The sequence below is a fragment of the Sphingomonas changbaiensis NBRC 104936 genome (assembly GCF_000974765.1).
Lineage (GTDB): Bacteria > Pseudomonadota > Alphaproteobacteria > Sphingomonadales > Sphingomonadaceae > Sphingomonas_B > Sphingomonas_B changbaiensis.
The window spans coordinates 1-24117 of the sequence record NZ_BBWU01000049.1 but is presented as its reverse complement, the minus strand read 5'-3'; the positions used below and the strand labels follow the sequence as shown (position 1 = coordinate 24117).

Below are 24117 nucleotides of genomic sequence, written 5' to 3'. Positions count from 1 at the left end.
TGGCTCAGCTAGATCCCAATCCCGCGTGAACGCGAGCGGCCGATCCAGTCCTGGAGGCTTTGGGACAAACTTGCTCCGCCCGGGGCAGGAATTCCGAGCTCGTGCACGCGCTTGCGGAGCAACGATTCGAGCTGGGGATCGCGGTGCAGCGCCTTCGCCACACTGGTGAGCGCATCGGACGCGCGCCTGGCGCCGGCCTCGTCAAAGCTGTGATTGCACTGGGCGTGCTGGCGATGAAGCTCCTGCCATTGTTGCACGAAGCGATCGGCGCGGCATTCGGGATTGGTGCGGAGCTCGGCTTCGAGCTGCATCGCGCGGATCGCTGCCGCCGTTCGCCCCTTGGCGGCGTCATCGATCAAGGGGCGGTTCGCGACGAAAGCATTGCGCAAATCGCGTGCTGCTTCGGGTCGGAGCGCGTTCAGCGCCTCGGCAGCTTTGTTCAGTGCGACCTGCTGGTGAGGGAGCGTATCCATCCCAAGTTGCCGCACCCGAAGGATGTCGGCCTGAGCGCGAGCGTAATGCTCGACCGCCCGATCGAGTGGTGTCCGCAGTGGCGCAACCGGAATGGGCGTCGTCCTCAGGTTTAGCCCAGCAAAGGGATCGCGTGCCAGCGGCCGCGCCTTTTCCTTGCCGATCCCCTCCTGCGACATTCGGATCTCGCGACGGTCAGCGAAATGGCGCGCATAATCCGCAACCATGTCCTTCGACCGGTCGCGCGAGAGCGTGCGCGCCAATTGGCCGGCATCGGCAAAGTCGTCCTCGCCGTAATGCAATTGGACCGCGTCCCGATGCCGAGACAGTGCGACATAAGCGGCGTGGCGGTCCAGCCCCGGGGTTGCCAGCACATGGGCGCGATCGACGGTGATGCCCTGCGCCTTGTGGATGGTCGCGGCATAGCCGTGATCGAGATGCGCATAATCCTTGAAGTCGAAAGCAACTGCGCGGCCATCGTCCAGCATCACGGCCATACGCACGGACGTGATGCTCCGAACCGTGCCGAGCGTACCATTTTTGACGCCGAGACCGCGCTCGTTCTTCAGAAACATGGCCCGGTCGCCGGCCGCGAACCTGCGCTCGCCGCGCTCGGTGGCGATCACGACATCCTCGCCAAGCTCGCCGGTCGCCCGCAGCCGATCGCGCGCGCGCTCATTCATCAGCCGCACTTCGTCGCGGGTGTGGGTGAGAATCAGGCGTGAGGCGCCCGGCTCGGCCGACCGTTCCCGATTCCAGCGCTCGATCAAGGATTCGCGTGCCGCCGCGCGATCCGGCGCCGCATGAACCATGCCGCGCTCGGCATACGCCTCGATGGCGGCGCCGGTCCGGCCGGTCGCAAGCTGCCGCGTGGCCTCGCGCTGCCAGCCCTCGCGCTGGCGACGCACTTCGGTGATCTCGACCGCGCCGTGGCGCTCCGCGATCGAGCGGAACGCCGCACCGGCTTCGATCGCCTGGAGCTGCTCTGGATCGCCGACGAGCACGACTTTGGCGCGGCGCTTTTCGGCCTCGGCGATGATCCGCTCCATTTGGCGCGTGCCGATCATGCCGGCTTCGTCGATGACGAGTATGTCCTTGCTCGTGAGCAGGTCCCTGCCCTGCGCCCACTGATGCTCGAGGCTGGCGATCGTGCGCGATGCGATGCCGGAGCCGGCTTCTAGATTCTCAGCAGCAATGCCGGACAGCGCGAGGCCCTGGACACGATATCCGCCTCGCTCCCAGCCCTCACGTGCAATGCCCAGCAGAGCCGATTTGCCGGTGCCGGCATAACCAACAATGCTGGCAAGATCGCCCGGCCGGGTGATATGTCGAAGCGCGGCTTCCTGCTCCTCTCCAAGGACAAGGCCGCGCATCCTGGCGGTGGCGCGGGGGCTTTCAAGCGCCGCCGCCGGGATGCCATGCCCGCCGCATTCCATCAGGCTGGCCGTCGCCTGGTCCAGCCGGCGCTCGATCTCAAGCATGGTGCGCGACGTGAAGCGCTCTTCGCCACGCCCATCGCGACCGAGCTTGATCAGCTCAGGCGCGCTTCGCACCGCCGCCATCGCGTGGTCGAACTGCTCCTTGCCGTCGGTGTGCCGATGCACGAACATCGCAAGGTCGCGCGTCGTAAACGTCGCCTGGCTGTGCGTGATTGCATCAAGCGCGATCTCCGGATGGGCGATAATCCGTTCGCCATTGGCGCGTGCGATCGCCTGGTGCTCGACCAGCCGTTCGGAGGCGCGGCCCTGCTCCGCCATCCGCGATGCCGCCGGGCCGATCTTGTTCTGGGGCTCAAGGCCGATGCCCTGGGCTTCGAGGCTCCGGTGGTCGACATGCGCGTCGATGTCGAGCTCCGCCAGCCGCTCGTTGACGTGATCGGCCCAGGCTTCGCGCCAGTGGTTGAGCAGGTCGGTACGGTTCCAATCGCGCACCTTCGCGCCGAAGCCCTCTTCGCCCACTTCGCGGGTCGCCAGCATCACGTGCGCGTGCGGCTTCGTCAGCCCATCGGCGCCCATGTCCCAATGCACGTTCAGGTCGGCGATCATGCTGCGGTCGACGAACTCGCGTTGCACGAAGTCATGCGCGAGCGTGACGCCCTGCTCCTTCGTCAGCTCGCGCGGGATCGCGAACTCGATCTCGCGCGCGAGTTGCGCATCGATCCGCTTCTCCGCCGCCTCGACCGCGTTCCACAGCTGCTCGCGGTCGCCAAGATGCTCGGGTGCGCCGTCGGGCAGCATCACTTCGGAATGAACGACACCGGCCTTGTTCGAGAAGTCATGGTGGCGGTCGAGCCGCTGGTCGTGCAGCCGCGACGCGGAGCGATAGGCGGCGGCTGCCAGCGCGCCCGAGCCGTTCGCGCGGGAGATGATCTTGGCGGAGAAATGGTAGATCGCCATCGCGATCATACCATCTACACCTCAACGAGCACGTCGGCACGACGTATAAGCGCGCCCTCAAAAGATTTCATCTTTCTCGGGACGCCGAAATCCCAAGTCGTTCCAGCGCATTGCGACTGATCGAGCGGCCCGATAACTGGTGCATCCTCAACGTGCAACTGAGGCTGATCTCATGCGCAAACCGCGCGACTATGATGCCGAACTGAAGGCGCTGAACGAACGTGCAGCTCAGATCAAGAGCCGTAGGCTGCAGCAGCTCAGCGAGCTGGTGATCGCGGCCGGTGCAGACGCACTGCCGCTCGAAACGCTTGCCGGCGCGCTGGTGGCGGCGGCCAAGGAGAAGGATGCTGCCACAAAGGAGGGCTGGCGCAAGGCGGGCGCCGCGTTCTTTCAACAGGCGCGGCGCACTCCGAACCGCGCGGATCCAAACCGCGGTGCAGTTTCGCCGGACAGCAGCCCGACGCTGCCGCTTGCTGGCGGCGCGCGCGCGTCATGATCTGCGCGCGTGGCAAGTGAAGCGACGCGAGCGCACGCGCCAGTTAATCGAGCTCGGCGGGCTGATCGTGAAAGCCGGCCTCGTCGAAGCCGCCGACGATGATCGAGCGGTGATCTTTGGACTGCTGGTGGAGGCGGCAGCGAAGCTGCGCGGTCCCGATCGCGAGCAGCACCTGCTGCTATGGCGTCGTCGCGGCAAGCGCGCATTTGACGCTGCAGACGAACCGGCACCGAAACCAGAATGATCCGTTGTTGCAGCCGAGCTGGCGTTCACGCCGGCGCGCAAGCAAAGGAACAACGATGAACAACGACACACTTGAAGGCGGCACCCGCAACATCGGTGGCCGGGTCAAGGAAACTACTGGCGTCCTCACCGGCGACGAGCGGCTGCGCAGTGAAGGCGTTGCCGACCAGGTCGGCGGCAATGCGCAAAAGGCAGTCGGCGCCGCGCGCGACGCGGTCGCGCCGATCATCAACCAGGCGAAAGATTTCGCGCGTGCGAAGCCGATGGCGACCGCCGCGCTGGTCGGCGTGCTCGGCGTCGCGCTTTTGAACACGCTCCGCGGCCGACGCTGAAGCGGAATGTCCCGCAGCTCTCACGAGCTGCGGGACGCGGGCCGATCAGTCCGCGGGATTCCAGAGGATGACGAAGCGATCGTCGCGTTCGTCGGCGGCTTGCGCCAGGTTCGCGTAGAGCCGGCGCGGCCCGAACTCCGGCGCCGCCAGGCTCAGCGACACATAGTCGCGGCCGCTGGCTTCGGAGCGGCGCAACCAGCCAGCGCCGATCTCGACATCGCCGGAGACGACGCGGTAGTCGGGCTGCACGTCATTGCGCTTGCGGGCATTGGGGACGATGCTGATTTCGGCGCGGATGCTGAGCGTCCTGAGCTGGCCCTTGAAGCTGCCGTTCTCGTCCTTGGCGACGTAACCGATGGCAGGCATTGATCTTACTCCTTCTCGCGATCGGGACCGTTCCCGTCGACGCGGACCGAAGTTGGCCGGGCAGAAGGAGCCGCCTGCACCGTTTGCGGCCGAAGCGCGAGCGGAGGACCTGAGCTGCCGCTAATCTTGGTTCGCGAGGAGCCGCTTGAGCGGCGGGGAAGAATGGCGGCAAGCGACGGTTGCGGGCGGCTCCGTCCGGCCATAGGTCGAGCGTGAACAGACGGGATCGGTCCCGATCCGGGGAGGATGAACTGCCCTGCCCGCCCGAAGACGAGACGTGCAATGACAAATGAGTCCAGGCCAGGCCCGCTTGTCGATACGACCAAGGACATCGAAGCCTTCGCCGAAAGGGTGATCGAGTTCGTGGCCGATGCGGTGTTGGACGGCGCGATCGCCGGCGGCCTGGTACCGGAAGCGTTGATGCTTGCGGCGGTCGAAGTGGCGGCAAGTCAGGACGGGGATTCGGAGCGGGTCGCGGAATGGCTGACGCGAATCGCTGAGCGCATCAGGGCAACCGACGATTCGGCTGCTCCACGGCCAGAAATATGATCAGGCTGCAGTGCTACGTTCAAGTGCCGCGAGGCGCTCTTCGCACGCTGCACGGACAAGTTCCTGCAGCACACAGATACGCTCGCCAATCCAGGCGAGGTCTTCGGCGGTGATCTGATAGTTCGCCGAGTAGCGCGCCTCGACATAGGCGCGCTTCAGCCGCTCGAAGCGCGAGCGATCGTGTCGGGTCGCGCGCGGCCACCCCGCGACCAGTCGCGGCTCTTTGTCCTCGGCGAGCGAGCGCAGAAATTTGATGTTATGAGAGCGCGGAAAATACAGCGTACGCACCAGCAGGAAACAGATGTAAAGGCGCTCGGTCGCCTGATGCAGCAAGAACGCGGCCTCGACGGGCCTCGCCCGCTGAATGTTATCGGTCGCGTTCTGAAAGAACGTTTCGGCACTGGGCAGCCAATGCTCGAAATATTCCCTCGCCATCCTGTGGGCATCGGTCGGCGTCAGCGGCTTCGGCGTAGTGAGCGTGTGACACGGCAGCTCGTAAAGCGCGATGCCGTCACGCGCGATATCGACCCAGAAATACTCGCCACGCGTGAGCGCTCGGTTCACGTCGTCGAGCGACTGCACGATGATGTTAACCGGACGACCGATCGCCGGATCGCGCGCGATCCGGTCCTCTGCGACATACCAGTAGTCGGCAATGTCGGTCAGGTCCTCATGGCTGACGATGATCAGCAGATCGAAGTCGGACTGGTAGCCATTCTCGGGCTCATCAACCCAGTCACTCCGCGCGTAGGAGCCGAACAGGATGATCTTGTAGACCTTGCCGTTCCGCTTATGCGGCTGGGTCGCACGCGCGATCGCCTTCTCGAACTCCTCGAGCAGAATGTCCCGCACGCGGTCCAGCTCGTGCTGCTGGCGCTCGGGCAGATGATCAAGGTCGGTGCGCATCCGGACTGATCCTAGAGTCTGGCGGGGATTTTGCCAGTCCGGCCGGTGCGTGGGGCTTCCGCGCACCGGCCGGATTTTCTGCGTCAGAACCAGCGCTGCCACCAGCGCAGGGGCTCGCCGTCCATCTGGCGGCGGATGTGGTACAGCGCCCGCGCCAGCCGCTTCTGCACGCCGTTCCGGCTCAGGCGCGTGCGGGCGGCGATCTCGGCATAGGACCGGCCGTCACGGCATTTGGCGAGGAAGATGTCACGCTGCATGCGAGGGAGATTGGCGACCGCCCTTTCCAGCCGCCGCAGCTCATCGGCCTCATCTGTTTGGGGCGTCATGGGACACTCCATCCGAAAGAGGCTGGCGGCGCTTCGTGCGCCGCCAGCATCAGGGTCAAGCGGCGTGCGCCAGCTCGGGAGCGGGAGGCTCCTCGGCATCCGCTTGCGGCTCGGGTGCGGTCATTTCCGCCAGCTGGGCAGCACGACTAACCGTGCCGACGCCGCCGCGCCCGGTGTAGGCGGCGGGCGGGAAGGCCATCCATTTCGGGACCCAGCCTTCGACCTTCGCGCGGCCATTCTCGCCAGTGAGGCAGTCGCGGACGATCCGGCGCTTGACCTTGGCGGTCGCGCTCGCGTTCGCGCTGGCGACTGTCTGGCCCGCGACCTCGGCCAGCACAGCGTCCAGCACCTCGCGATCCCGGAGCAAGTCCAGCAGTGCGTCATCCGGCTGCCAGACCTCGGCTACGCTGACGCTAAGCTCGCGCCCCAGCAGTTCGATCAACGGCGTTCCGGCAGCAAGGGTCTCGCCCATGACAATAGCGAGGATATCGAGCACCGCCTCGTCGGGGAGGGTCAGCAGCTTCGCGACCAGCCCGGCCACGTCCGCCGGACCGTCATAGCCGCCGGTCACCGTTGGCGCCTCGGGATCGAAGCCGAGCAGCGTCAGCACGGCGCGGCGCTTCTCGTCGAAAGCGGTTTCGGACGCGCATGTCTCGACGCTTTCCGCAATCGCATCGCTGTGTCCCCGCTGCGGCTCGACGCGAACGGTCCAGAGGCAGGACCCCGCAATCGCATGCGCGACCATGACGCGAAGCGCGATAGACGGTGCTGACGTAAGCTTGGCGCGCACTGCCGCATGCCGATGCAGGTCGATATAGTTTTGCAAAGGCGCGCTGACCTCCGGCCGGACGGGCTTGGCCGGGGCCTCGCCGCCCGCCTGCCTCTCACGCTGCCGCGCTTCCTTCAGGCTGACATAGCCTTCGTGGATCGCGACATCGCCACGCGGGGAGACAGCGATGAACACCTTGCCGCCTTTGCGCTTCGGACAGCGCTCGTGCTCCCAGCTATGGAAGTATGTTCCGGCCGGGAGCACGATGACCTCGCTCCAGCCCGCGTCGCGATACTGGGCTGCCTTCGCCTCGATCGCCGCGTTCTGCGCGGTCCAGAAGGTATCGGCGCAAGCGAAGTAGCTGTCCTCCCCGAACAAGTCGGAGACGATTGCGCCCTGATATTCCGCCAAGTCGAACAGCGCCGCCTTGGTCGGGATCGTCTGTCCGCCGAACAGCCACGCCTTAAGGCTGTAACCCATCGGGCAGCGCAGCGGATCGGCGTCGAACAACGCCAGCCATTCGCGCTGACGCTCCTTGCTGGCAAGCGTCAGGTGCTGGACCGAAGCCCGGTCGATCTCATCACGGCGATAGAGCTGGCGGATGCGCGGCACCAGGTTGCCGAGCGCGAGGGTGCGCTTTACCTGAAGCTCGGTGAGCCCGAAGGTGAGCGCGATCTGCTCCGGGCTGCGGCCTTCGCGGACAAGCCGGGTGAAGCTTTCCCACCGTGTCACTTCGTCCGGGTCCAGCCGGGCAATGTTCTCGATCAGCGAAGCCTCAAGCGCCGCCGCATCGTCACCGGCTTCCATCACCGCGCACGGCAGCGGGTCGATGCCGCAGGCTTCCTCCGCCACAGTCACCGCCGCGAAATAGCGCCGCTTGCCTGCCACGATCTCGAACGTGTCCGGTGTCCCGTTCGCCCGCACGATCAGCGGCACGAGCACGCCCCGCGCTCGCACAGATGGCAGAATGTTGGCGATGTCGGCCTTGGCTTTGCCCCGCATGTTGGTGACCGAGACTGTCAGCTGGCCCAATGCGATATGACGCAGTTCCATTGCTCCTGCTCCTTTCAAAAACCACCGCACCCGGCGCCGGAATGGCGGGGTGGGCGGCAGGAGCGGACCGGCAGGCTCGCTGGCAGAGGCGGGCCGCACCCGCAGGGGCGAAATGAAATGGAGCAGCCGGCGCAGCCGGCTTGCGGCGCGCCGCGGCGAGCCTAAAGGGCAGCGACGCCCACCCCGCCAGACCAAAGCCGGAGGCACAACGCCGCCGCGCCGATCAGGCGCGGCGACCGCCGGGCCGAGGCTGCGACTCGGCCCCACGCGTCAGTCGGCCGTCACCCGCATGGCCCGAGACGGCGGCACGCCGGCTTGGTGGAGCGAAGCGGATTAGGACGCGGTCGCGCACACCGCGAGACGCCATGCGACACCTTGGGCTGCTTTAGAGGGTCATGGGGGGCTCGATCGGGCCCGAACCGAACTCAGTTAGGCCCCGAAGGTCCTTTTTGGTGCACCAGAGGGCCCCACGCTACCGCACAGCGCGATCTGATGTCCCAACCTCTTGAGCCGGTGCGAAAACATCCCAATCCTGCGCGCGGGGAGCCAGTAAGCCACGCACAATGCAGGATTGCTCCATGACGACCGAGACTCACGACCGCATCATTCGGATCAAGACCGTTCTTGAGCGCACCGGCCTCAGCCGCACGACCCTTTACCGCCGCATCCAGTGCGGCAGATTTCCGCGCCAGGTGAAGATTTCAGACCGGTGCGCCGGCTGGCGGGAGTCCGACCTCCAACATTGGCTCAAGAATCCAATGTTCTTCCATGTCGACGATCTACCTGGTTGACGATCAGAATGCCCCCTTCGTAGCCGTTCGCCCGCTCGCGTGGCAGCTTAGCGCCATAACTCTTGCGCTCAATGCGACCAATAAGCGTTGAGCGTCGCCTCAAGCTGATTGTCGATCCGCCGGCCCGCGTTGGTCGTGACCAGGCCCTGCGTATGGATGCCGATCGCATAGCGGCTATTGCCGAGCGTCACGAATACCGGGCTGCCGCTCATCCCTTCGCCGGTCGAGATTGTATAGACGATCGCGGTCGGGGTCGCCGAGGCTAGATAGCCGCTGTCCATATATTGCGCGCCAGCGCCGACAAGCTGCGCGGGCGCAAGCTCCGCAGCCGCCCCATAAGTGTCTGCCGGATAGCCGGACACATTGAGCAGCAGGCCCGGTGGATAGCCGCCATCAAAGGCCTGATAGCCGAACCAGCCGACCCCGGCCCGTCCCGGATGATCGGTCGCAATGATCGCCCAATCGTCATCCTCGTTCCAATGACCCACCCAGTTCGGCGCAACAAGGCAGGAGCTGACCGCCAGCTGGTCGAGCTCCCCCGACCCGGTCCAGCCCGCTCTGATCAACATGGTCTTCGCGCGGCCAGCGCGGGGGTGATAGAGATTGTGCGCGGCGGTCGCGATCCGGGACGGCGAGAAGAACCAGCCGGTCCCTTGGCCTTTCGCACCGCTCTCGAATTCGATCGCCAGCAGCGCGATCGCCGAGAAGGGATAGGCCTCCGAATTGGGCACCGCGTGGAGCGGATGACCGATGATGATGTCATAGGTCTGCATCGATTTTCCCGCCGCGCCCCGGTGAACGGCATGGCCGCGTTCCGGTCGGCCGAAGATCGCCTGGTCCGCCGGCGGATGCCCAACCAGCGGATCCTTCGCGTGGCAGGGTTCTAGAACCTTGTCGACGAGCATCTCGGCCATGACGGATCTCCGGACTGCGTGGCGAACGGGGGTGACGATGATCTGAGGTCAGGTAGCCTTCTTGTCTTTTCCCGCGGGCTGAGTGGGGGCGGATTGCGGCGCAGCCTGATCGGGAACACCCGGCTGGCCAGGCTGTCCGCCCTGGCCGCCGCCGGCTTGGCTGCCTTGACCCGCACGACCTTGACCTGCGCCGGCCTGACCGCCTTGGCCGGCGCCGGCTTTGCTACCCTTGGTCGGCTGCAGAGGCGTCTGACCGACCGCGGGCTGCGTCGTCGTATCCTGCGTGGGGGTGCGCAGATAAGAGAGCCCCGGCAGCCACAGATCGCCCGCCCCGCCATCGTCGATCGACGCCTCGAGGCTTGTCCCGCCCGCCCGCTTCGCCGCAAGCGCCGCCTGGGACGTGAGCAGTTTTCCCCGCGCGTCGGCGAGCGCCGCCTGCGCATTGACGACGTCGGCCTTCGCGCCGAGCTCGCCCTTCTTGGCGGTAAGCGTGTCGGTTAGCCCCTTGATGACGCCGGCGATCAGCGTCCCCGGAATGCGCACGATGTTCGGCGCCTCGGCATCCTTGGTGATCGTCGCTGAAGTCAGCACGCCATGATCGAGTGCCAGCACCTGACCGCTGTTTGCGGCCCCCGATCGGCTGAGCTCGAAGGCCACCGCTGGCGCGCCGTTTGGGATGTTCATCCCCAATTGGGTGAAGGTCACGCCGTTCACCGAAACATCGATCAGGCCCGGCCGCAGCGGACGGTAACAGATTCCGATTTTACAGTCAGCATCGCCGGTCGGGATCGCCGGGAAGGTGCCGGCCAGCGAAATATCGGCATTGAGCGCTTCGTGCAGCAGCGCGGCGCGCAGCGCCAGCTCGGCGAGCGCCGCTTTGTCGGTGGCCTTGGGCTTCGCCTGCAGCGCCTCCAGCGTGATCTCGCGCTTGGCATACACACGCAGGCCGGTCGTGAGCCGCTTGCTGGCGTTCTGGACCTCGGTCGGATTTGCCGGGTTGAACCGCACCGTGACGAGGGTGTCGACCTGATCCCGCGACAGCGCGGTTTCGAGCACCGCCGCGATCGCCCCGATACCCTCGCCGGCGCCTTGCACCGTGTCGAGCAGCTTGGTCTCCGATGCGATGCTGACCGTCTTTAGCAGGCCATCCTCGACCTCGACCTGCACCTTGTCATTTTCGACCGGTGAGCCTTGGTAGTTGAGATAAAAGAGGCCTTTATCGACGTCGGGCATGAGCGGGAGCAGCGCCATCCGCAGCGCGAAGCCGCGCGACGGCTGATAGACGAGCTGGGCCGAGATCCGCCCCGTTGGCAGCCAATAGGCCGTTCCCGTTGGCCTGAGCGTTGTGGACGATTGCAAGCTCGTCAAGCTGGTGCTGGCGCATCCCGAGAGAGCCACCGCAAGCAATATCGCAGCGAATCTCCGCATATGTCCCCCCACGCGCGCAGCCCCTGCGTACGCGCCAGATCTTCATAACATACAATATGACCGGGTATTGATGTATTCCTCGAGGAGTTTGCACCGTTTTGGATGGTATCGCGGGACTGACCGACTAATTTGAACTCCTCGATAGCATAAGGGATGAATCATTTCTTGGAATCGCGCCTTAAGGGGCAACATCGCGGGTCCGAGCAGGCTCGGGCAATCGTAGAGGCTGCGATCGCAAAGTGATCGCGGCTATGCTGACAGTTCGAACGTCCTTTGGGCAAAACTAACGAGCGTTTGAAAATGGAAACGATGGCGAGCCGTTGAATGGTGACTTATTCGTCTTTGCGGCCTGAGCTCGCTGAACGGAGGTCCGCTCCCTATCTCAAACGACCGAGAGCGGACTGTCGGGTAAGCGCCCATTCGCGACATCGACCGCGGGTTCCATTTTGCTCCGAAACGGACATTCACGATCTGCAGAGTTGGTCGGCAAGGTCGCGCCCAATTGCGCCATCGCCGGCGGGTTCCAAATTGCCCCGAAGCGGACGTTCGTTGGCGGCACGGCAGACCGGCTAGATCGCGCCCATTCGCGACATCAGTACCGGGTTCCACTCGCTCTGAAGCCGCCATTCGGCACAAATGACTTGGCGAATGGATTCTGCTGGATTGACGCGGCACAAGCTCGGCCGTGGCTAGGGACGATCAAGAAGTAAAAGTACAAACTGCTGTCGGCGAGCATCATTGCAGTTGCTATCGGGGCGCCTGTCGAGCGTCGTTGCTCAAGGCCTTCGCGCGTTGCGCAGCGTCCGCCCGGACGGCCTTCGCTTCCTCGTCGAGACGGGTAGCGCCGACATCTGCCTGGCGGCGGATCGCTTCCCCTTGCTTCTTCGTAGCTTCTTCGGCTGCCTGACGGGCCTCGCGCGCGGCTCGATCGGCGCGATCCACCGACTCGCCGATGCGCTCGTTCGGCCCCTCGCCCGTATAGTTTTGCCCCGCGAGGTTGGCATTGACTTGGTCCTGCTGCTCGCCAGCCTTCTGGGCAGGGCCGTGGCACGCTGCCACAAGCCAGAGTCCAGCGGAAGCGATGAGGATGAATCTCATATGTGCAGCCTCCTTAGTCCGATAACGCATCATAGGCGGAATGCTCTGATCCCGAAGCCCGCGAGCTGGCCAGCATGGCAGTAGATACAACAGCCTTGGCCAGAAGTCTGCCATCCAATCCCAGCCGCCAAGCGCTATTCCATTCTAAACTGTGGCCACGGCAAGCAGGGATCGAAGGCCGGGCGCGCGCGTCCTCACGTTATGCGGCACAGTGAGACTTGCCCTGCGCCCATCTTCGGACGCCGACGGTCGTTGATGCCGGGGGGATGATATTGTGGATGCAACGGCAGCCTGAAGACTGCAATTTACGCCTCGCTCTCACGCATTTAAGCTCGAGATTTGTCGCAATTTGTCGCGGGCGGGGTGAAATGCCTGCGCGGTATTTTGAAAGAAATTACCTCCGTGGTGCGCAAAGCCATTCTCCCTATCGATCCCCGCCTGCTGCATGTCAAAAACGCCGAATTTGCCGACGACAATACTTGGTGAAATATTTCGTTTCTCAGTCGTTCTCCGAAACAACTTTGCTGTAAAATAAAGGGTTAGTGTAACTATGAAGGTGCATGTATATGCGCTCCTACTACGTGGGGGCATTCACAGGTCGGAGGACCTCAGGGAGTGCCAAGATGACAAAATCGATGCTGCTTATGAGCGCTGCCGCGATGAGCGCAGCTCTGGCTAGCCCGGCGTTGGCTGATATTATTCAGGTCGACACGAGTTCCATTCAGGGTAGAGAGGTTCTCTTCAACGTTGGCCAGCAGAGCGGGAACTCGGTGAACGGGTTCCTGAACGATAAGGCCAATACCAGCGTCACCTTTACCGGCGCTGCCGGCGCTATCCTTCGAGCGAACGGTGGCCAGTCGCAGATCACCGGCGATCTGGACAACAGCACACCGCAACCGAACGACACGATTCCGCTGCTCGGGATGACGTTTGGGCTCACGGACAACTCGACGTTCAACAATGTCGAGTTCAGCCTGTTCAAAGGTTCAGCAACAAACGTGAATTTTTCGCTCGTGAATGAAAGCGGGCAGACGTTCACCTTCGACAATCTTGCGCTCGGGGTCGGCGAGAACAAATTCGGCTTCCAAGCGATCAACGGGCAATCGATCCGCAGCGTAAGCTTCGATACATTGGGCGGCGGAATCCAGGATGTACGTCAGGTGCGGCTGGGATTGACCAATGCCGTCGTGCCTGAACCGGCCGCATGGGCGCTGATGCTCGCCGGATTCAGCATGGTCGGGTCGGCTATGCGTCGGCGGCAACGCACGACCGTCACCTTTGCTTGAATCGTGAGCCGAGAGGACCGCCTCGAACAAAGGCGGTCCCTCTTTGTGTTCAGGGCTCGAGGCCCGCTGCCCCGGAACTGAGGACGTTGCAGTCAACTACTCCTACGCGTGAGTTCGTCGCCCACAGAGATCTCACCCGGCGGGATCTCGCCCGTCATGGTCGGTTCAGAGTTGATTTGCGCGGGCTGGCACAGCAGCGCCAGAAGTTCGGCTACCGCCACCCCCCAGGCTTCCACCTTGGGGTGTTGATAGAGTGCCGAATCAAGTTGGCCGATCGATATTCCTCGAATCCTCTTGCTCCTTGGCGATATGCAAGGCGGCGCAGAGCAGCGATCCGAATGCTCGCCTACCCGGAAGGGCGACAGGATCTGCTCTCAGGTTTGATGGAAATTCTGGAGAGTGGGGAGGAAAGCTGCGACGAGGGCGAGTCCTGCGAGCTCCGAGACAACTCTTCGTTCCGCGATCACTTTTCCATCTTTCATGAATGCTACCTTGAAGGGCATCACATCATCTGGTGTGGGGAACACCTCGGCTGTTGTCTCGCACACTTGGCCACCTTTCAGGCCCTCCATGAGAAATGAAATCAATTTTCATCACTAATGTGCTTGCGACTGCGGCGCCCAATTACGTGAGCTCGGTCGCTGTTGCTTAGATCAACTCTCTTTATATGAACGGCCACGCTTTGCGCCAACGCATTGCGGCTGGCGCATTTGGCTGCTCCGCATCGTGCCTGGCTTGTGCAAGCGCGTCGCCAAACCGTGCATAGCGGTAACTCTTGTAGTGGAATTCGGCCGTAGGTATGCGCGCGATCCCGTACCTGGTCATCAGTTCGGCGACGGTCGCTTCATCAGGCTCTGAATGGAAAGTCATTGCGATTGCTCCAGAGCGATCGAGGCTGCCCTGCGCTGGCTCATCCCCTCAAGCTGCGCACTCATCTGGAGCAGCGCCCGCGAGCGATGCTGAAACGAGTTGTGGCGAGTGCCCACGCGGCCCTCAGCATAGTCGCTCGCTAAGACTCGCGCGACAAGGCTGACCTGAGAGGCCAAAGCCTCGGCTTTCTCCGCGGTGGACGAGCTCATGACTGCTCGCGGGTCGCGAACGGGAGCTGTCCCACAAACGAAGCCACCTTCGTCTTCCCAACGATCGATCTCTGTGGCGAGATTTTTTCGCCTGCCAAGTGCCGATGGGACTCTACCGGCGAGAAACGGCACAAAGCCGGGAAGGCTTTCCGCAGATGGACTGCCTGAGTGATCGACCACGGCCGTTCTCCAACTTGGCGCGGGAGCTCAGATCATCTCTCAGCCGCACTGGGCGCTGCAGGGCGAAAACGCGCGGTGACCTCAATATAGGAGGTCGACACCTCATCTTTTAGAGCGGGAACCGCGAATAGCACACGTAACGGAGCGGCGGCGGCTCCCATGGCGCGAAGTGCTGCTTTAATATGCTGAGAGCATGTGCATCCCCACGAATGGCGGCGTTCCGCATCCGGGCTCAGAGGACTGAATGACTGAAATCGGCCGATTGTGATGATCAAGGCCGCTTCTAAAAGAAGCGGCCGTTCGCCGGCTGTAAGGACCAGGGAGGCTGATTGCCTCTTCAGTGAGCGCCTGAACGTCAGCTACCGCTACCGCCCGACGCCTTCTGAACGGCGCTAGAGGGCGCTACCTGCGGATCGATGCTGCCGATAGCCAGAGCAATTCAGAACTGGCTACGGATGTCCTGAACGGGCGCACGCGGCTGGCCTGCTCGCCCAAGCGGCCCGTTTGGGCGTTGCGATCTATTATCGAGGGCGAACGACCGGCAGGGCTCAATCATACATCAACCGGAGATCGGCAGGTATCACGGCGATATATCGCCGCGGCGCCGCTGCCAGCGATCGAGCAACGCTAGGGCCGGCGTGACGGTGATGCCGTGGAGGAGAATCGACGCGAGCACCACGCCGCCGACAATCGCCCACAGCCGGCGAGGATCGGCAAAGGAGGCATGGTTGAGCGCGAATGCGAGATAGTAGATCGAACCCATCCCGCGGATGCCGAAGAAGGATATCACCAGTTGCTCGCGCCAAGGCAAGTTTGATCCAAGCAGGCTGAAGAGGCCAGCGGCCGGACGTGCAACGAGCAGGACGCCGGCGACGAACACCAGCATCCGCCAGTCCAAAGACGCGAGCAGACCACCAAAGGCGACCATGCCGCCGAAGAGGACGAGCAGCACCATCATCAGCAGCCGCTCCGCTTCTTCTGCGAAGCCATGAAGCCGTTGGTGATACTCATGATCGCGGCTGGCGTTGCGAAGCGCGAGCGCCGACACGAAGACAGCCAGGAAACCGAAGCCGCCCAGCATTTCGGCCACACCATAAGCGAGCAGCGTCGCCGCCAGCGCGACAAAGCCGTCCCCGGTGCGCGAGAGGTTAGCGCGCATCGGGAGATGGAAGGTGAGATAGCCGAGGCCCCGGCCTATGGCATAGCCCATGGCTGCGCCGAGGATCGTCTTCCACAGCAGGTCTCGTATGAACCATTCCAGCAGATCGCCGGCGACGAACGTCGCCGCTGTGAGCGCGATCGCAAGATGGACGAACGGGAAGGCAAAGCCGTCGTTGAACCCGGCCTCCGATGTTAATGCAAAGCGCGCTTCGTCCTCTGTGCCTTTGCCGGGGCCACTTACCTGAACGTCGCTGGCGAGCACCGGGTCGGTCGGCGCGAGCACGGCAGCGATCAGCAGGGCTGCAGCCGCACCCGCTCCCGTCAGCCCCCATGCGAGGCACGCAACGATCAGCATGGTGATCGGCATCGCGATACCAAGCAGCCGCCAGGTCAGTGCCCAGCTGCGCAGCCCGATCATCCGGTCGATCTTTAGCCCCGCGCCCATCAACGAGACGATCACGACCAATTCGCTCAGCCGCTCCACCACCAACGGGAATTCCAGCGGATGGACCGCGAATTGCCTGAGCGGCGGCAACGCGAACAGGGCCGCTCCCACGGCCACGCAGAGAATCGGCAGCGACAGCGGCGCCTTGCGCAGAAGCATCGGCAGCCACGCCGTCATCAGCACCAGCGCACCTAATCCGGTCAGAAGCAGCACGTAGAGAGGGTGCGAGAGCTCCAATGAAGTTCCTTCCGCTGCTGCGGTCAGCGCATCAGGCCTGCCGCGCGCAGGGCATCTCTATCACCCGTCCCACGTCCCCGACACCGGCTGCCGTAGTGACTGCGCTCTGCCACGTTCGGGCGCGAGGATCATTGGCTTCGGGAATCCAGCGGGCGGCTGCTCGACATTTAGGAATGCCGGATCCTGCTACCGCCGAGGATTGACTCGGGAGGTTCGATTACAGCGATCTCTCCCCTGCCGGTACCGTTTTCGACGCCATAGATGACAGAGCTTCCGTTCTCGTCGCCCGCAACCGCAACGATGCGCTCAACATTGATGTAGATCGAACGCTCCGGCTGCCCAAGCGCTGTACACTTTATCCAATCTGACATAGGTTCCTCCATCCGGCTCGATAAACTTAGATGCGCACCACCGTCTCGAGAGAGGGCCAATCTGATCAAGGCTGTCGAGCCGATGCTGGCGGCCGAATTGCCTTAGGTGCCTTCACGTTTATGAATGGCGTATCGTGGACTGCCAAAACCAGTCGGCAGGCAGATCCGCTCCGCATGGATCAATTCGAAAGTTCCCGGCGGCACGAAGGTGCCCAGCGGTTGAAGAGAAAATCAGCCTTGGACCGCGAAAAATCATACAAACAGCGTCGGACCCGCAGAGCGCGTCCTCCTCATTCCACTCGAGCAAGCTTCAGCGACAGCACCGGCCGTGGCAGCTTCCGCCGGGCGATCGCCTGGGCGGCAATCTCAGCTGCCGCCGTCAGGAACGCCGTAAAGTGCTTCGGATGGACACGTTCGAAATAGGTCATGATTTTTTCCAATTTGACTGAAGCTGTACGCGCATGATCAGATTAGTTCCCCATTTCTCAGTATATAGAGCGCTCAAGCTCATGCGACATTTTTCTGAACGCCATAATGAAATAAACTGCCCATTATAGAAATAGGTCCTTGATCCCCAACATATCGTCGCCATTTGAGTGCGTTGATTTCGCTGTTTTTCAAATGATCACAGCGCAAATCTCCACAGAACTACGAGAAGGAGATTTGTATGCGAAGTTTGATCGTCACAGGCCTGCTGGCAGGCGCCGTATTGTCGTCTGCCGCCTTCGCGCAGTCGGCGCGAGAAATCCGCAAGGATGAACGCACGGTACAGACGCATCAGGAGGATTTGCGTCAGGCGCAGGAGCGGGCAAGCCGAAGCGACATTCGCGAAGCGCGCGAGGACCTCCGAGAAGCCCGTCAGGAGCTTCACGAAGATCGACGCGACCAGCGCCGCAGCGCCTATGTCTCTCCCTACCGCAATTGGAGTTATAGCAGCGTCAGCGAAGGGACCAGGCTTCGCCCGCGCTTCTACGGATGGCGCTACGCGATCTCCGATCCTGGGGCGCGCGGCCTGGACCGAGCGGCGCGAAACCAGCGGTGGGTGCGCTACGGCAACGATATTCTGCTCGTGAATGTCCGCAACGGGCGCGTGCTGCAGGTCATGCCGAACCGCTACCGGGATATGTGAACTGGAGACGGTCCGGCCGCCACGCAGCTGGGCCGTCCTTCGCTGTGAAGCCGGACAATAGAGGTCAGCGATTTTACCTTCAGCCGGTGGGGAACAGGCTGTCACTCAGGAGTGCATCATGTTCAAGTCTTCGCGCCGGCGGTCCGATTTCGTCAGGCTTTCTCCGGCCGAAGCCGCTCGACAAGGGCGCGCCGCAAAGCTGGCTTGGGAGCACATGCCGCGGCCTGGCACGGCAGTTGAGTTTCTCAACTCGCATCATGCCGGACTCGGGGGGCGGCCCATCGATCTGGCGGTTAGCAGCGAAGCTGGCCTCAGCGCAGTAGAGGGCGTGATTGCTGCCCTCAGCGAAAGGTCCTGCCAGGCCTCCGGCGGCAGTAATGGCTTGGCCCAGTTCAGCATGCCGGATGTTTACGTCGAAATAGGCGAGCTTCGGTCACCCGCATGAGCAACGAGCCGGGCCTGGACGAGACTCAGTCAGCAGACCTTCGTCCGAGCCGCCACTTTAGGTCCCATATGGGCGCTGGAATCACAGCGGTTCAGTCGATTTGTTCTGAACGGTTGATACCCGCTCTCGTCGTAACCGGGAGTCCCGGTGAGATCAGGACAGGGATACCCGCTCATGTGTTGGTCGAGAAGCCAATCAGCGCTGGGCACATAGTGGATGCGACCAGGCTAGCTCTGGATCGCAGAGATGGTTGAGCCAAGGCCCCTCCCAAACGAGACAGTGACCAGTCTCGCTATGGCGCTCGTTGAGTCGTCGAAAGCGCCTTTACTCCTGCTCGACGGCAATATGGTCCTCATCGGTGCAAGCAGCTCATTTTGTAACACGTTCAATCTCGATCCGGCGACGATCGCCAACCGGAGTCTGGCCGATCTGGGCGCCGGTGAGTGGGACGTTCCACAACTCAACTCGCTCCTCAGAGCCACTATTGCGGGCGCGGCCGAGATTGACGCCTATGAGATGGATCTTGTCCGCGACGGCAAGGCGAACTGCCGTCTTATTCTGAGTGCTCACAAACTCGACTATTTCGATACCGACAAAGTCCGCGTTGTGCTTGCCGCTGTAGACGTCACCGCGACGCGCCTGGCCGAAAAGCAAAAAGACGACCTGATTCGTGAAAAGCACCTTCTGCTGCAGGAACTCCAGCACCGTGTCGCCAACAGTCTGCAGATCATCGCAAGCGTGTTGTTGCAAAGCGCGCGGCGCGTTCAGTCGGAGGAAACTCGTCTGCATCTTCGCGATGCTCATAGCCGGGTCATGTCGATCGCGACGCTGCAAAAACAGCTGGCGGTCACCCAGCTGAAGTCGGTTGAACTCCGCACCTATTTCGCTGACCTGTGCCGAAGCATTTCGGCTTCCATGATTGACGATCCGCAACGGCTGTCTCTCGAGACGATCGTGGACGACACCGCCACAAACTCTGAGGTTTCGGTCAGCATGGGCCTGATCGTGACGGAGTTGGTGATCAACGCAATCAAGCATGCGTTCCCAAATAGAGCCACTGGCGGAAAGATCACGGTGTCCTTCGCAGCTGATGGAGGCGCTCGGCTGCTTGCCGTATCGGACAACGGGCGCGGAATGCCGTTGGGCAACAACGGCGGAAAGCGGGGACTCGGCACCGGGATCGTCGAGGCCTTGTCAACGCAGCTGGGCGCGACCGTGACCATCGCCGATGCAAGCCCGGGGACTCGCGTGGAGGTTCGGCACATACGAATCTGATCGGCAACAGTCGATCGCTCGCCAGTGTCCGTTTAATCGTCACGAGTCGGCGTTGCCTGACCGGTCCGCGAATGTCCCGTATTAAAATCGCGCCAACCCGACCCGAGGTCCGCAAAGGGCGCGACCTTGCCGAGCAACGCCGCCGATCGCGAATGTCCGGTTCTGAGCAAAATGGAACCTGCTGCTGATGTCGCGAATGGGCGCGGATCAGCCGGCCAAGACGGCCAGGATCATATCTCGATCAGAATGTCAGGTTAGGGTGGCGAGCGGACATTCAGCCGTTCGGTAGCTCTGCATATTGTGGCAGACCGTCGGCGATCTCGTACCATGGCGCCTTGGATGCCACAAAGATGTGCATCGAAGGCCGGATGTTCGGAGTATCCAACAGTGTACCCATTGTCACGTGGACGTACGCGCCGTCCCGTACGACCGAGAAGAGCAGCGATCCACACGATCGGCAGTGCACGTCATGAGCGGCTTCCTTGTTACCGTAGATGAGAAGAAAGTCGTCACCTTTAGCGATATGAAGCGCAGATCGACTAATGCCAGCCAGCGGCTTGAATGCGGAACCGGTGGCGCGGCGGCACTGGGAACAGTGGCAATTCAGCGCGTACTCGAAGTCATCGAGCACCGCGTACTGCACCGCGCCACAGAGGCAGGCGCCGCTTAGCTGCTTTGGCATACTCGGACATTAGGCGTTCTACCAACGGCGGCAATGGGTCGCCGCCGGTCGGCGCGATCCCGCCAATCCGAATGTCAGCTTTGCCGGTCGGCAGCGGACCATCCCAGCGTCGCAGGCCGATCTTCCGGGTGGGGTCGCGAGCGGACCTTCAGCGGCAATGCTCGGGAATGTCAGCTATCTCACGCGGCCCGCGCAATGCGGAATGTCGCTAATGGGCGCATTTGCGACGTTCCGATCGCCGTCGCCCAACAACTTGAGTGCCGCTTGCCTCAGGTCTGGCTGGCGTCCCCGCTCTATGTCGAGCGGGGCAGGCGCAACTGACAACGCTCCTGGTAATGTACCTCCACCCCCGGAGGGCCCAAGATGTCACACATACATGGACTCCAAACGCACCCCGTTCGCTGCGCCATCTACACTCGAAAGAGCGTCAAAGAAGGGCTCGATCGAGAGAACAACAGCATCGAAGTTCAGCGCGAGATTTGCTCGGCCTATGTGCGGAGCCAGCGCCACCGGAAATGGACGGAGAACTTTCAACGTTACGACGATGGCGGGTATTCGGGCGGCAACCTCGAACGCCCTGCCCTCCGACAGCTGCTTGCGGACGTCGAGAATGGCCACATCGACGTCATCGTCATCTACAAACTGGATCGGCTAACACGATCCCTGGCCGACTTCATCCGGTTGATCGACCTGCTCGAACAATATGGCGTCACGTTCGTCAGCGTCACCCAGGCGTTCGATACGCAGGACAGCATGGGCCGGCTGGTGCTCAATATCCTGCTGACCTTCGCCCAGTTCGAGCGGGAGATGCTGGCGGATCGGATCAGGGACAAAATGGCGGCGATGAAGCGGGCCGGCCGGTGGACAGGCGGAGCCCCGCCCTTTGGCTATGACGTGGTCAAGGCCAAGCTGATCGTCAATCCCTCCGAAGCAGCAATCGTGCGCGAGATATTCGAGCGCTATCTGGTCGTCGCCAGCTCGGAAAAGCTGACGAACGAGTTCCGCGCGCGAGGGCTCAAGGCAAAGTGTTGGATCAATCGGCGCGGCGAGCAAAGCGGCGGCGGGCTCGCCACGCGTGGCATGATCTACGCGATGCTGGGCAGCCCGGTCTACACCGGCCAGTTTCACTTCAAGGGCGAGGTGTTCAAAGGCCAGCACGAAGCTATCATCGACCGCGATCTCTGGGATCGCGTGCAAGTCCTGCGTGACTCGCGAAAGCTGAAGCAACCGGCCGCGCGCCCGCAGGATCATTTGCTGCTCGGCTTTTCATTCGATGACATCGGCCGCGCGATGCGGATCGAGGGCGGCATCAAGCGCCAATCGCGCTATCGCTACTATATCTCGGATGCCAATCACCGCGCCACCAAGCGCGGAATCAAGCAGCTCCGGGCCGGCGGAACGGATCTGGAAGAGCTCGTCCGGACATCGATTTGCGCGCTGTTCCGTCGACGTTTCGATCTGAGCGGCGCTATTCATTCAACAGGCTTGCGGGATGCAGCGACGGACCGACTGATTGATCGCGGACCGACTGCCGCACGTCACCTGGAGACCTTCGATCGGCGCCGGCTTCGGTTTGCATGGGAAGCTCTCATCGACCGGGTCGAACTCTCGCGCGAATGGGTGCGAATCGTGCTTCGCTGCGACCAGATGGCAGCGCTTCTTGCTTGGCCGGGGACCGGCCTGTTCCGCCCAAGAGGCGCGGTAACCGCGGAACCGCATCGCACTTACGCGCTTCAGGTCGAAGCTGTCGCGGTCCGCAGCGAGCGCCGCTTCCGCCTGCCACTCGATCCGAAATCCACGACGACAAAGCCGCAAAAGGGCCTCATCTCGTTGATGCGGTTCGCCCGCAAGGCACAGGAAATGGTCTATGAGAACCGTGCACTCTCTATTGAAGAGGTCGCGACTCGGCTTGGGCGGCGGCCGGCCTTCGTGGCGCGGGCGCTTCGGCTCAACTATCTGGCGCCGGACATCATTGCAGCCATCATGGACGGCGCCCAGCCAAGGGATCTGACGCGCAAGGCGCTGATGTATTCGAGCATCCCAATGGATTGGGCGCAGCAGCGGGCGCTGTTCGGATTTTCGGCTCGACGCGATCCGTCTGCGAACGATCAATATTACTGAAGGCCGTGGCTTCGCTTGGCCGCTAACCTGCGCGCGCAATCTGGCGATACCTTTCCAGAAGGTGCCAGACCATGCTGCCAAAGCGCAAGAGAATGTGGGACGACTCTGTGGGACGGCAATCGCCCCGCTCGATCAATGTCTTTGAACTCAACGGAAAAATCCGCTGGAATGGTGGAGCCGAGGGGGATCGAACCCCTGACCTCGTCATTGCGAACGACGCGCTCTCCCAGCTGAGCTACGGCCCCGCACCATGTCCTTGGCGCCGGGCTGGCCGGCGCGAAGCAGGGCCCTTACTCGCGCCTCCCGCACGATGCAACACGCTTCGTCGCACGACCCCGTTCCGACCGGAACTAACGCAGGTTGGATGCGCTGACTCGTGTGGGAGTGTGCGGCCGCACAGGGCCGCGCTTTGCCTCCTGAACTCTAACGAGAGGAGCATCCGAACAATGGCAGATCGGGACAATTATCGCGGCTATGGCGAGCCCAGCGGGCGCTATTACGAAGGTCGCGAATATGATCGCAGCGGCAGCAATCGCAGCGACCGCGGCCGCGACGATTGGCGCGGCAGCGACAACAGCAATCGCGGCGACCATGATCGCGGCTTCTTCGAAAAGGCCGGCGACGAGATCCGGTCCTGGTTCAGCGACGATGACGATCGCGGGCGCGATCACAACCGCGACCGGGACCAGCGCTATGGCGGGCGCGACAGCTGGCGCGGCGAGTCTCGCGACTATGGCCGCAGCGCGACGATGGGCGGCCGTGACCGCGATTTCCGTCAGGACGCGAGCGAGCCCTGGGGCGGCGGCGACCGCGGCGGCTGGAGCGACCGCGACTGGCGCAGCCGGCGCGAATCGAGCGGCGGCTATGAAGCGGCCGGCTCCCGCTATGGCGGCACCAGCGATTACCGCAGCCGCGGCGGACGCTTTGAGGATCGCGGCGGCTATGGCGGCGGCATGGGCGGCATGGGCAGCGGCGACTGGCGCAGCGCGCATCCGCAGGACGAGAATTATCGCGACTGGCGGCGGCAGCAGATGGACTCGCTCGACCGCGACTATGACGAATATCGCCGCGAGAACCGCGACAAGTTCCACAGCGAGTTTTCGAACTGGCGCAACCAGCGCCACCAGCAGCGCTCCAGCATGCGCCAGGTCCGCGAGCATATGGAAGTCTGCGGATCGGACGGCGAGCATCTGGGCACCGTCGACAAGGTTGCGGGCGACCGCATCATCCTGACCAAGAACGACCCGGCCGCCGGCGGCCACCACCACTCGATCCCCTGCTCCTGGATCCAGTCGGTCGACGAAAAGGTCACGATCAACAAGACCGCCGATCAGGCAAAGGAACAGTGGCGGGATATCGAAAACCGCCGCGCCCTGTTCGAGGATGACGACCAGCACCGCGGCGAAGGCGCCCACATGCTGAACCGCAGCTTCTCGGGCACCTACGAGGACCGGTGATATAAATCCTCCCCGGAACGGGGAGGTGGCAGCCCGAAGGGCTGACGGAGGGGGGCCCGGCTTTCAGCACGGCCTGGAGTTGGGCCCCCTCCACCACTCGCCTGCGGCGAG

General features: G+C 63.0%; 22 protein-coding genes and 1 tRNA gene. 11 read left to right on the top strand and 12 right to left on the bottom strand.

The genetic code is table 11. The features are described from left to right. Window positions 1-8 precede the first annotated feature (8 nt). Window positions 9-2867, bottom strand: coding sequence for a Ti-type conjugative transfer relaxase TraA (gene traA, locus SCH01S_RS13755; protein ID WP_046349419.1), 2859 nt, complete (start codon window positions 2865-2867; stop codon window positions 9-11). Between the two features lie 172 nt (window positions 2868-3039). Here traA and SCH01S_RS13750 point away from each other — a divergent pair, with 172 nt between their 5' ends. Genes SCH01S_RS13750 through SCH01S_RS13740 form a run of 3 tightly spaced genes read left to right on the top strand, consistent with a single transcriptional unit; the run spans window position 3040 to window position 3938 of the window. After that, the gene (locus SCH01S_RS13750; protein ID WP_046349402.1) at window positions 3040-3363 is read left to right on the top strand and encodes a conjugal transfer protein TraD; all 324 of its coding nucleotides are present in this window, start codon (window positions 3040-3042) and stop codon (window positions 3361-3363) included. Beyond that, window positions 3338-3607 carry a conjugal transfer protein TraD gene (locus tag SCH01S_RS16995; protein ID WP_245612274.1) on the top strand — a complete coding sequence of 90 codons (270 nt, stop codon included), beginning with the start codon at window positions 3338-3340 and terminating at the stop codon, window positions 3605-3607. Before SCH01S_RS13750 ends, SCH01S_RS16995 begins: the two co-directional genes overlap by 26 nt. 55 nt (window positions 3608-3662) lie before the next feature. Continuing rightward, window positions 3663-3938 carry a CsbD family protein gene (locus SCH01S_RS13740; RefSeq protein ID WP_046349401.1) on the top strand — a complete coding sequence of 92 codons (276 nt, stop codon included), beginning with the start codon at window positions 3663-3665 and terminating at the stop codon, window positions 3936-3938. A gap of 45 nt (window positions 3939-3983) precedes the next feature. On the opposite strand, the gene SCH01S_RS13735 is transcribed toward SCH01S_RS13740, so the two are convergent. After that, entirely contained in the window at window positions 3984-4304 is a 321-nt protein-coding gene (locus SCH01S_RS13735) for a DUF736 domain-containing protein (RefSeq protein ID WP_046349400.1), read from the bottom strand. A 282-nt stretch (window positions 4305-4586) separates the two neighbouring features. Here SCH01S_RS13735 and SCH01S_RS13730 point away from each other — a divergent pair, with 282 nt between their 5' ends. Continuing rightward, window positions 4587-4853 (top strand): hypothetical protein, encoded by a 267-nt coding sequence (locus SCH01S_RS13730; protein WP_046349399.1) that lies wholly within the window; start codon window positions 4587-4589, stop codon window positions 4851-4853. Here the strand turns inward: SCH01S_RS13730 and SCH01S_RS13725 are convergent, their stop codons facing one another. From SCH01S_RS13725 to SCH01S_RS13715, 3 genes are all read right to left on the bottom strand, one after another. Further along, the gene (locus tag SCH01S_RS13725; RefSeq protein WP_046349398.1) at window positions 4854-5759 is read right to left on the bottom strand and encodes a HEPN domain-containing protein; all 906 of its coding nucleotides are present in this window, start codon (window positions 5757-5759) and stop codon (window positions 4854-4856) included. An 83-nt stretch (window positions 5760-5842) separates the two neighbouring features. Continuing rightward, a complete protein-coding gene (locus tag SCH01S_RS13720) occupies window positions 5843-6085 on the bottom strand; it encodes an RNA polymerase sigma factor (RefSeq protein WP_046349397.1) in 243 nt (80 codons plus the stop codon). A 55-nt stretch (window positions 6086-6140) separates the two neighbouring features. Next, on the bottom strand, window positions 6141-7907 hold the full coding sequence (locus tag SCH01S_RS13715; protein WP_046349396.1) for a ParB/RepB/Spo0J family partition protein: 1767 nt from the start codon (window positions 7905-7907) through the stop codon (window positions 6141-6143). Between the two features lie 578 nt (window positions 7908-8485). Between SCH01S_RS13715 and SCH01S_RS13710 the strand changes: the two genes are divergently transcribed. Then, complete coding sequence (locus tag SCH01S_RS13710; protein WP_046349395.1) at window positions 8486-8698, top strand: helix-turn-helix transcriptional regulator; 213 nt, start codon at window positions 8486-8488, stop codon at window positions 8696-8698. A gap of 68 nt (window positions 8699-8766) precedes the next feature. On the opposite strand, the gene SCH01S_RS13705 is transcribed toward SCH01S_RS13710, so the two are convergent. From SCH01S_RS13705 to SCH01S_RS13695, 3 genes are all read right to left on the bottom strand, one after another. Next, window positions 8767-9612: a trypsin-like serine peptidase gene (locus tag SCH01S_RS13705; RefSeq protein ID WP_046349394.1), complete on the bottom strand. Its 846-nt coding sequence runs from the start codon at window positions 9610-9612 to the stop codon at window positions 8767-8769. 48 nt (window positions 9613-9660) lie between these two features. Next, a complete protein-coding gene (locus SCH01S_RS13700; protein ID WP_169746398.1) occupies window positions 9661-10845 on the bottom strand; it encodes a hypothetical protein in 1185 nt (394 codons plus the stop codon). Between the two features lie 942 nt (window positions 10846-11787). Next, entirely contained in the window at window positions 11788-12138 is a 351-nt protein-coding gene (locus SCH01S_RS13695) for a hypothetical protein (RefSeq protein WP_157032964.1), read from the bottom strand. A gap of 339 nt (window positions 12139-12477) precedes the next feature. Between SCH01S_RS13695 and SCH01S_RS16595 the strand changes: the two genes are divergently transcribed. Then, window positions 12478-12624 (top strand): hypothetical protein, encoded by a 147-nt coding sequence (locus SCH01S_RS16595; RefSeq protein ID WP_157032962.1) that lies wholly within the window; start codon window positions 12478-12480, stop codon window positions 12622-12624. A 137-nt stretch (window positions 12625-12761) separates the two neighbouring features. Next, a complete protein-coding gene (locus tag SCH01S_RS17270) occupies window positions 12762-13424 on the top strand; it encodes a PEPxxWA-CTERM sorting domain-containing protein (RefSeq protein WP_245612273.1) in 663 nt (220 codons plus the stop codon). A 1839-nt stretch (window positions 13425-15263) separates the two neighbouring features. Here SCH01S_RS17270 and SCH01S_RS13675 read toward each other — a convergent pair. Both SCH01S_RS13675 and SCH01S_RS16585 read right to left on the bottom strand, forming a co-directional pair. Then, window positions 15264-16526 (bottom strand): cation:proton antiporter, encoded by a 1263-nt coding sequence (locus SCH01S_RS13675; protein ID WP_084689580.1) that lies wholly within the window; start codon window positions 16524-16526, stop codon window positions 15264-15266. A gap of 661 nt (window positions 16527-17187) precedes the next feature. Beyond that, entirely contained in the window at window positions 17188-17325 is a 138-nt protein-coding gene (locus SCH01S_RS16585) for a hypothetical protein (RefSeq protein WP_157032960.1), read from the bottom strand. Between the two features lie 239 nt (window positions 17326-17564). Between SCH01S_RS16585 and SCH01S_RS13665 the strand changes: the two genes are divergently transcribed. Together SCH01S_RS13665 and SCH01S_RS13660 are read left to right on the top strand one after the other, a co-directional pair. Next, window positions 17565-18026: an RcnB family protein gene (locus SCH01S_RS13665; protein ID WP_046349387.1), complete on the top strand. Its 462-nt coding sequence runs from the start codon at window positions 17565-17567 to the stop codon at window positions 18024-18026. A gap of 724 nt (window positions 18027-18750) precedes the next feature. Then, entirely contained in the window at window positions 18751-19746 is a 996-nt protein-coding gene (locus tag SCH01S_RS13660; RefSeq protein WP_245612272.1) for a sensor histidine kinase, read from the top strand. Between the two features lie 274 nt (window positions 19747-20020). On the opposite strand, the gene SCH01S_RS13655 is transcribed toward SCH01S_RS13660, so the two are convergent. Then, window positions 20021-20428, bottom strand: coding sequence for a GFA family protein (locus tag SCH01S_RS13655; RefSeq protein WP_046349385.1), 408 nt, complete (start codon window positions 20426-20428; stop codon window positions 20021-20023). Window positions 20429-20791: 363 nt separating this feature from the next. Here SCH01S_RS13655 and SCH01S_RS13650 point away from each other — a divergent pair, with 363 nt between their 5' ends. Beyond that, a complete protein-coding gene (locus tag SCH01S_RS13650; RefSeq protein WP_046349384.1) occupies window positions 20792-22549 on the top strand; it encodes a recombinase family protein in 1758 nt (585 codons plus the stop codon). Window positions 22550-22718: 169 nt separating this feature from the next. Here the strand turns inward: SCH01S_RS13650 and SCH01S_RS13645 are convergent. Continuing rightward, window positions 22719-22794, bottom strand: a tRNA-Ala gene (locus SCH01S_RS13645). Window positions 22795-22995: 201 nt separating this feature from the next. Here SCH01S_RS13645 and SCH01S_RS13640 point away from each other — a divergent pair. After that, window positions 22996-24006, top strand: a complete 1011-nt coding sequence (locus SCH01S_RS13640; protein ID WP_046349383.1) for a DUF2171 domain-containing protein — start codon at window positions 22996-22998, stop codon at window positions 24004-24006. The last annotated feature ends 111 nt before the right edge of the window (window positions 24007-24117 follow it).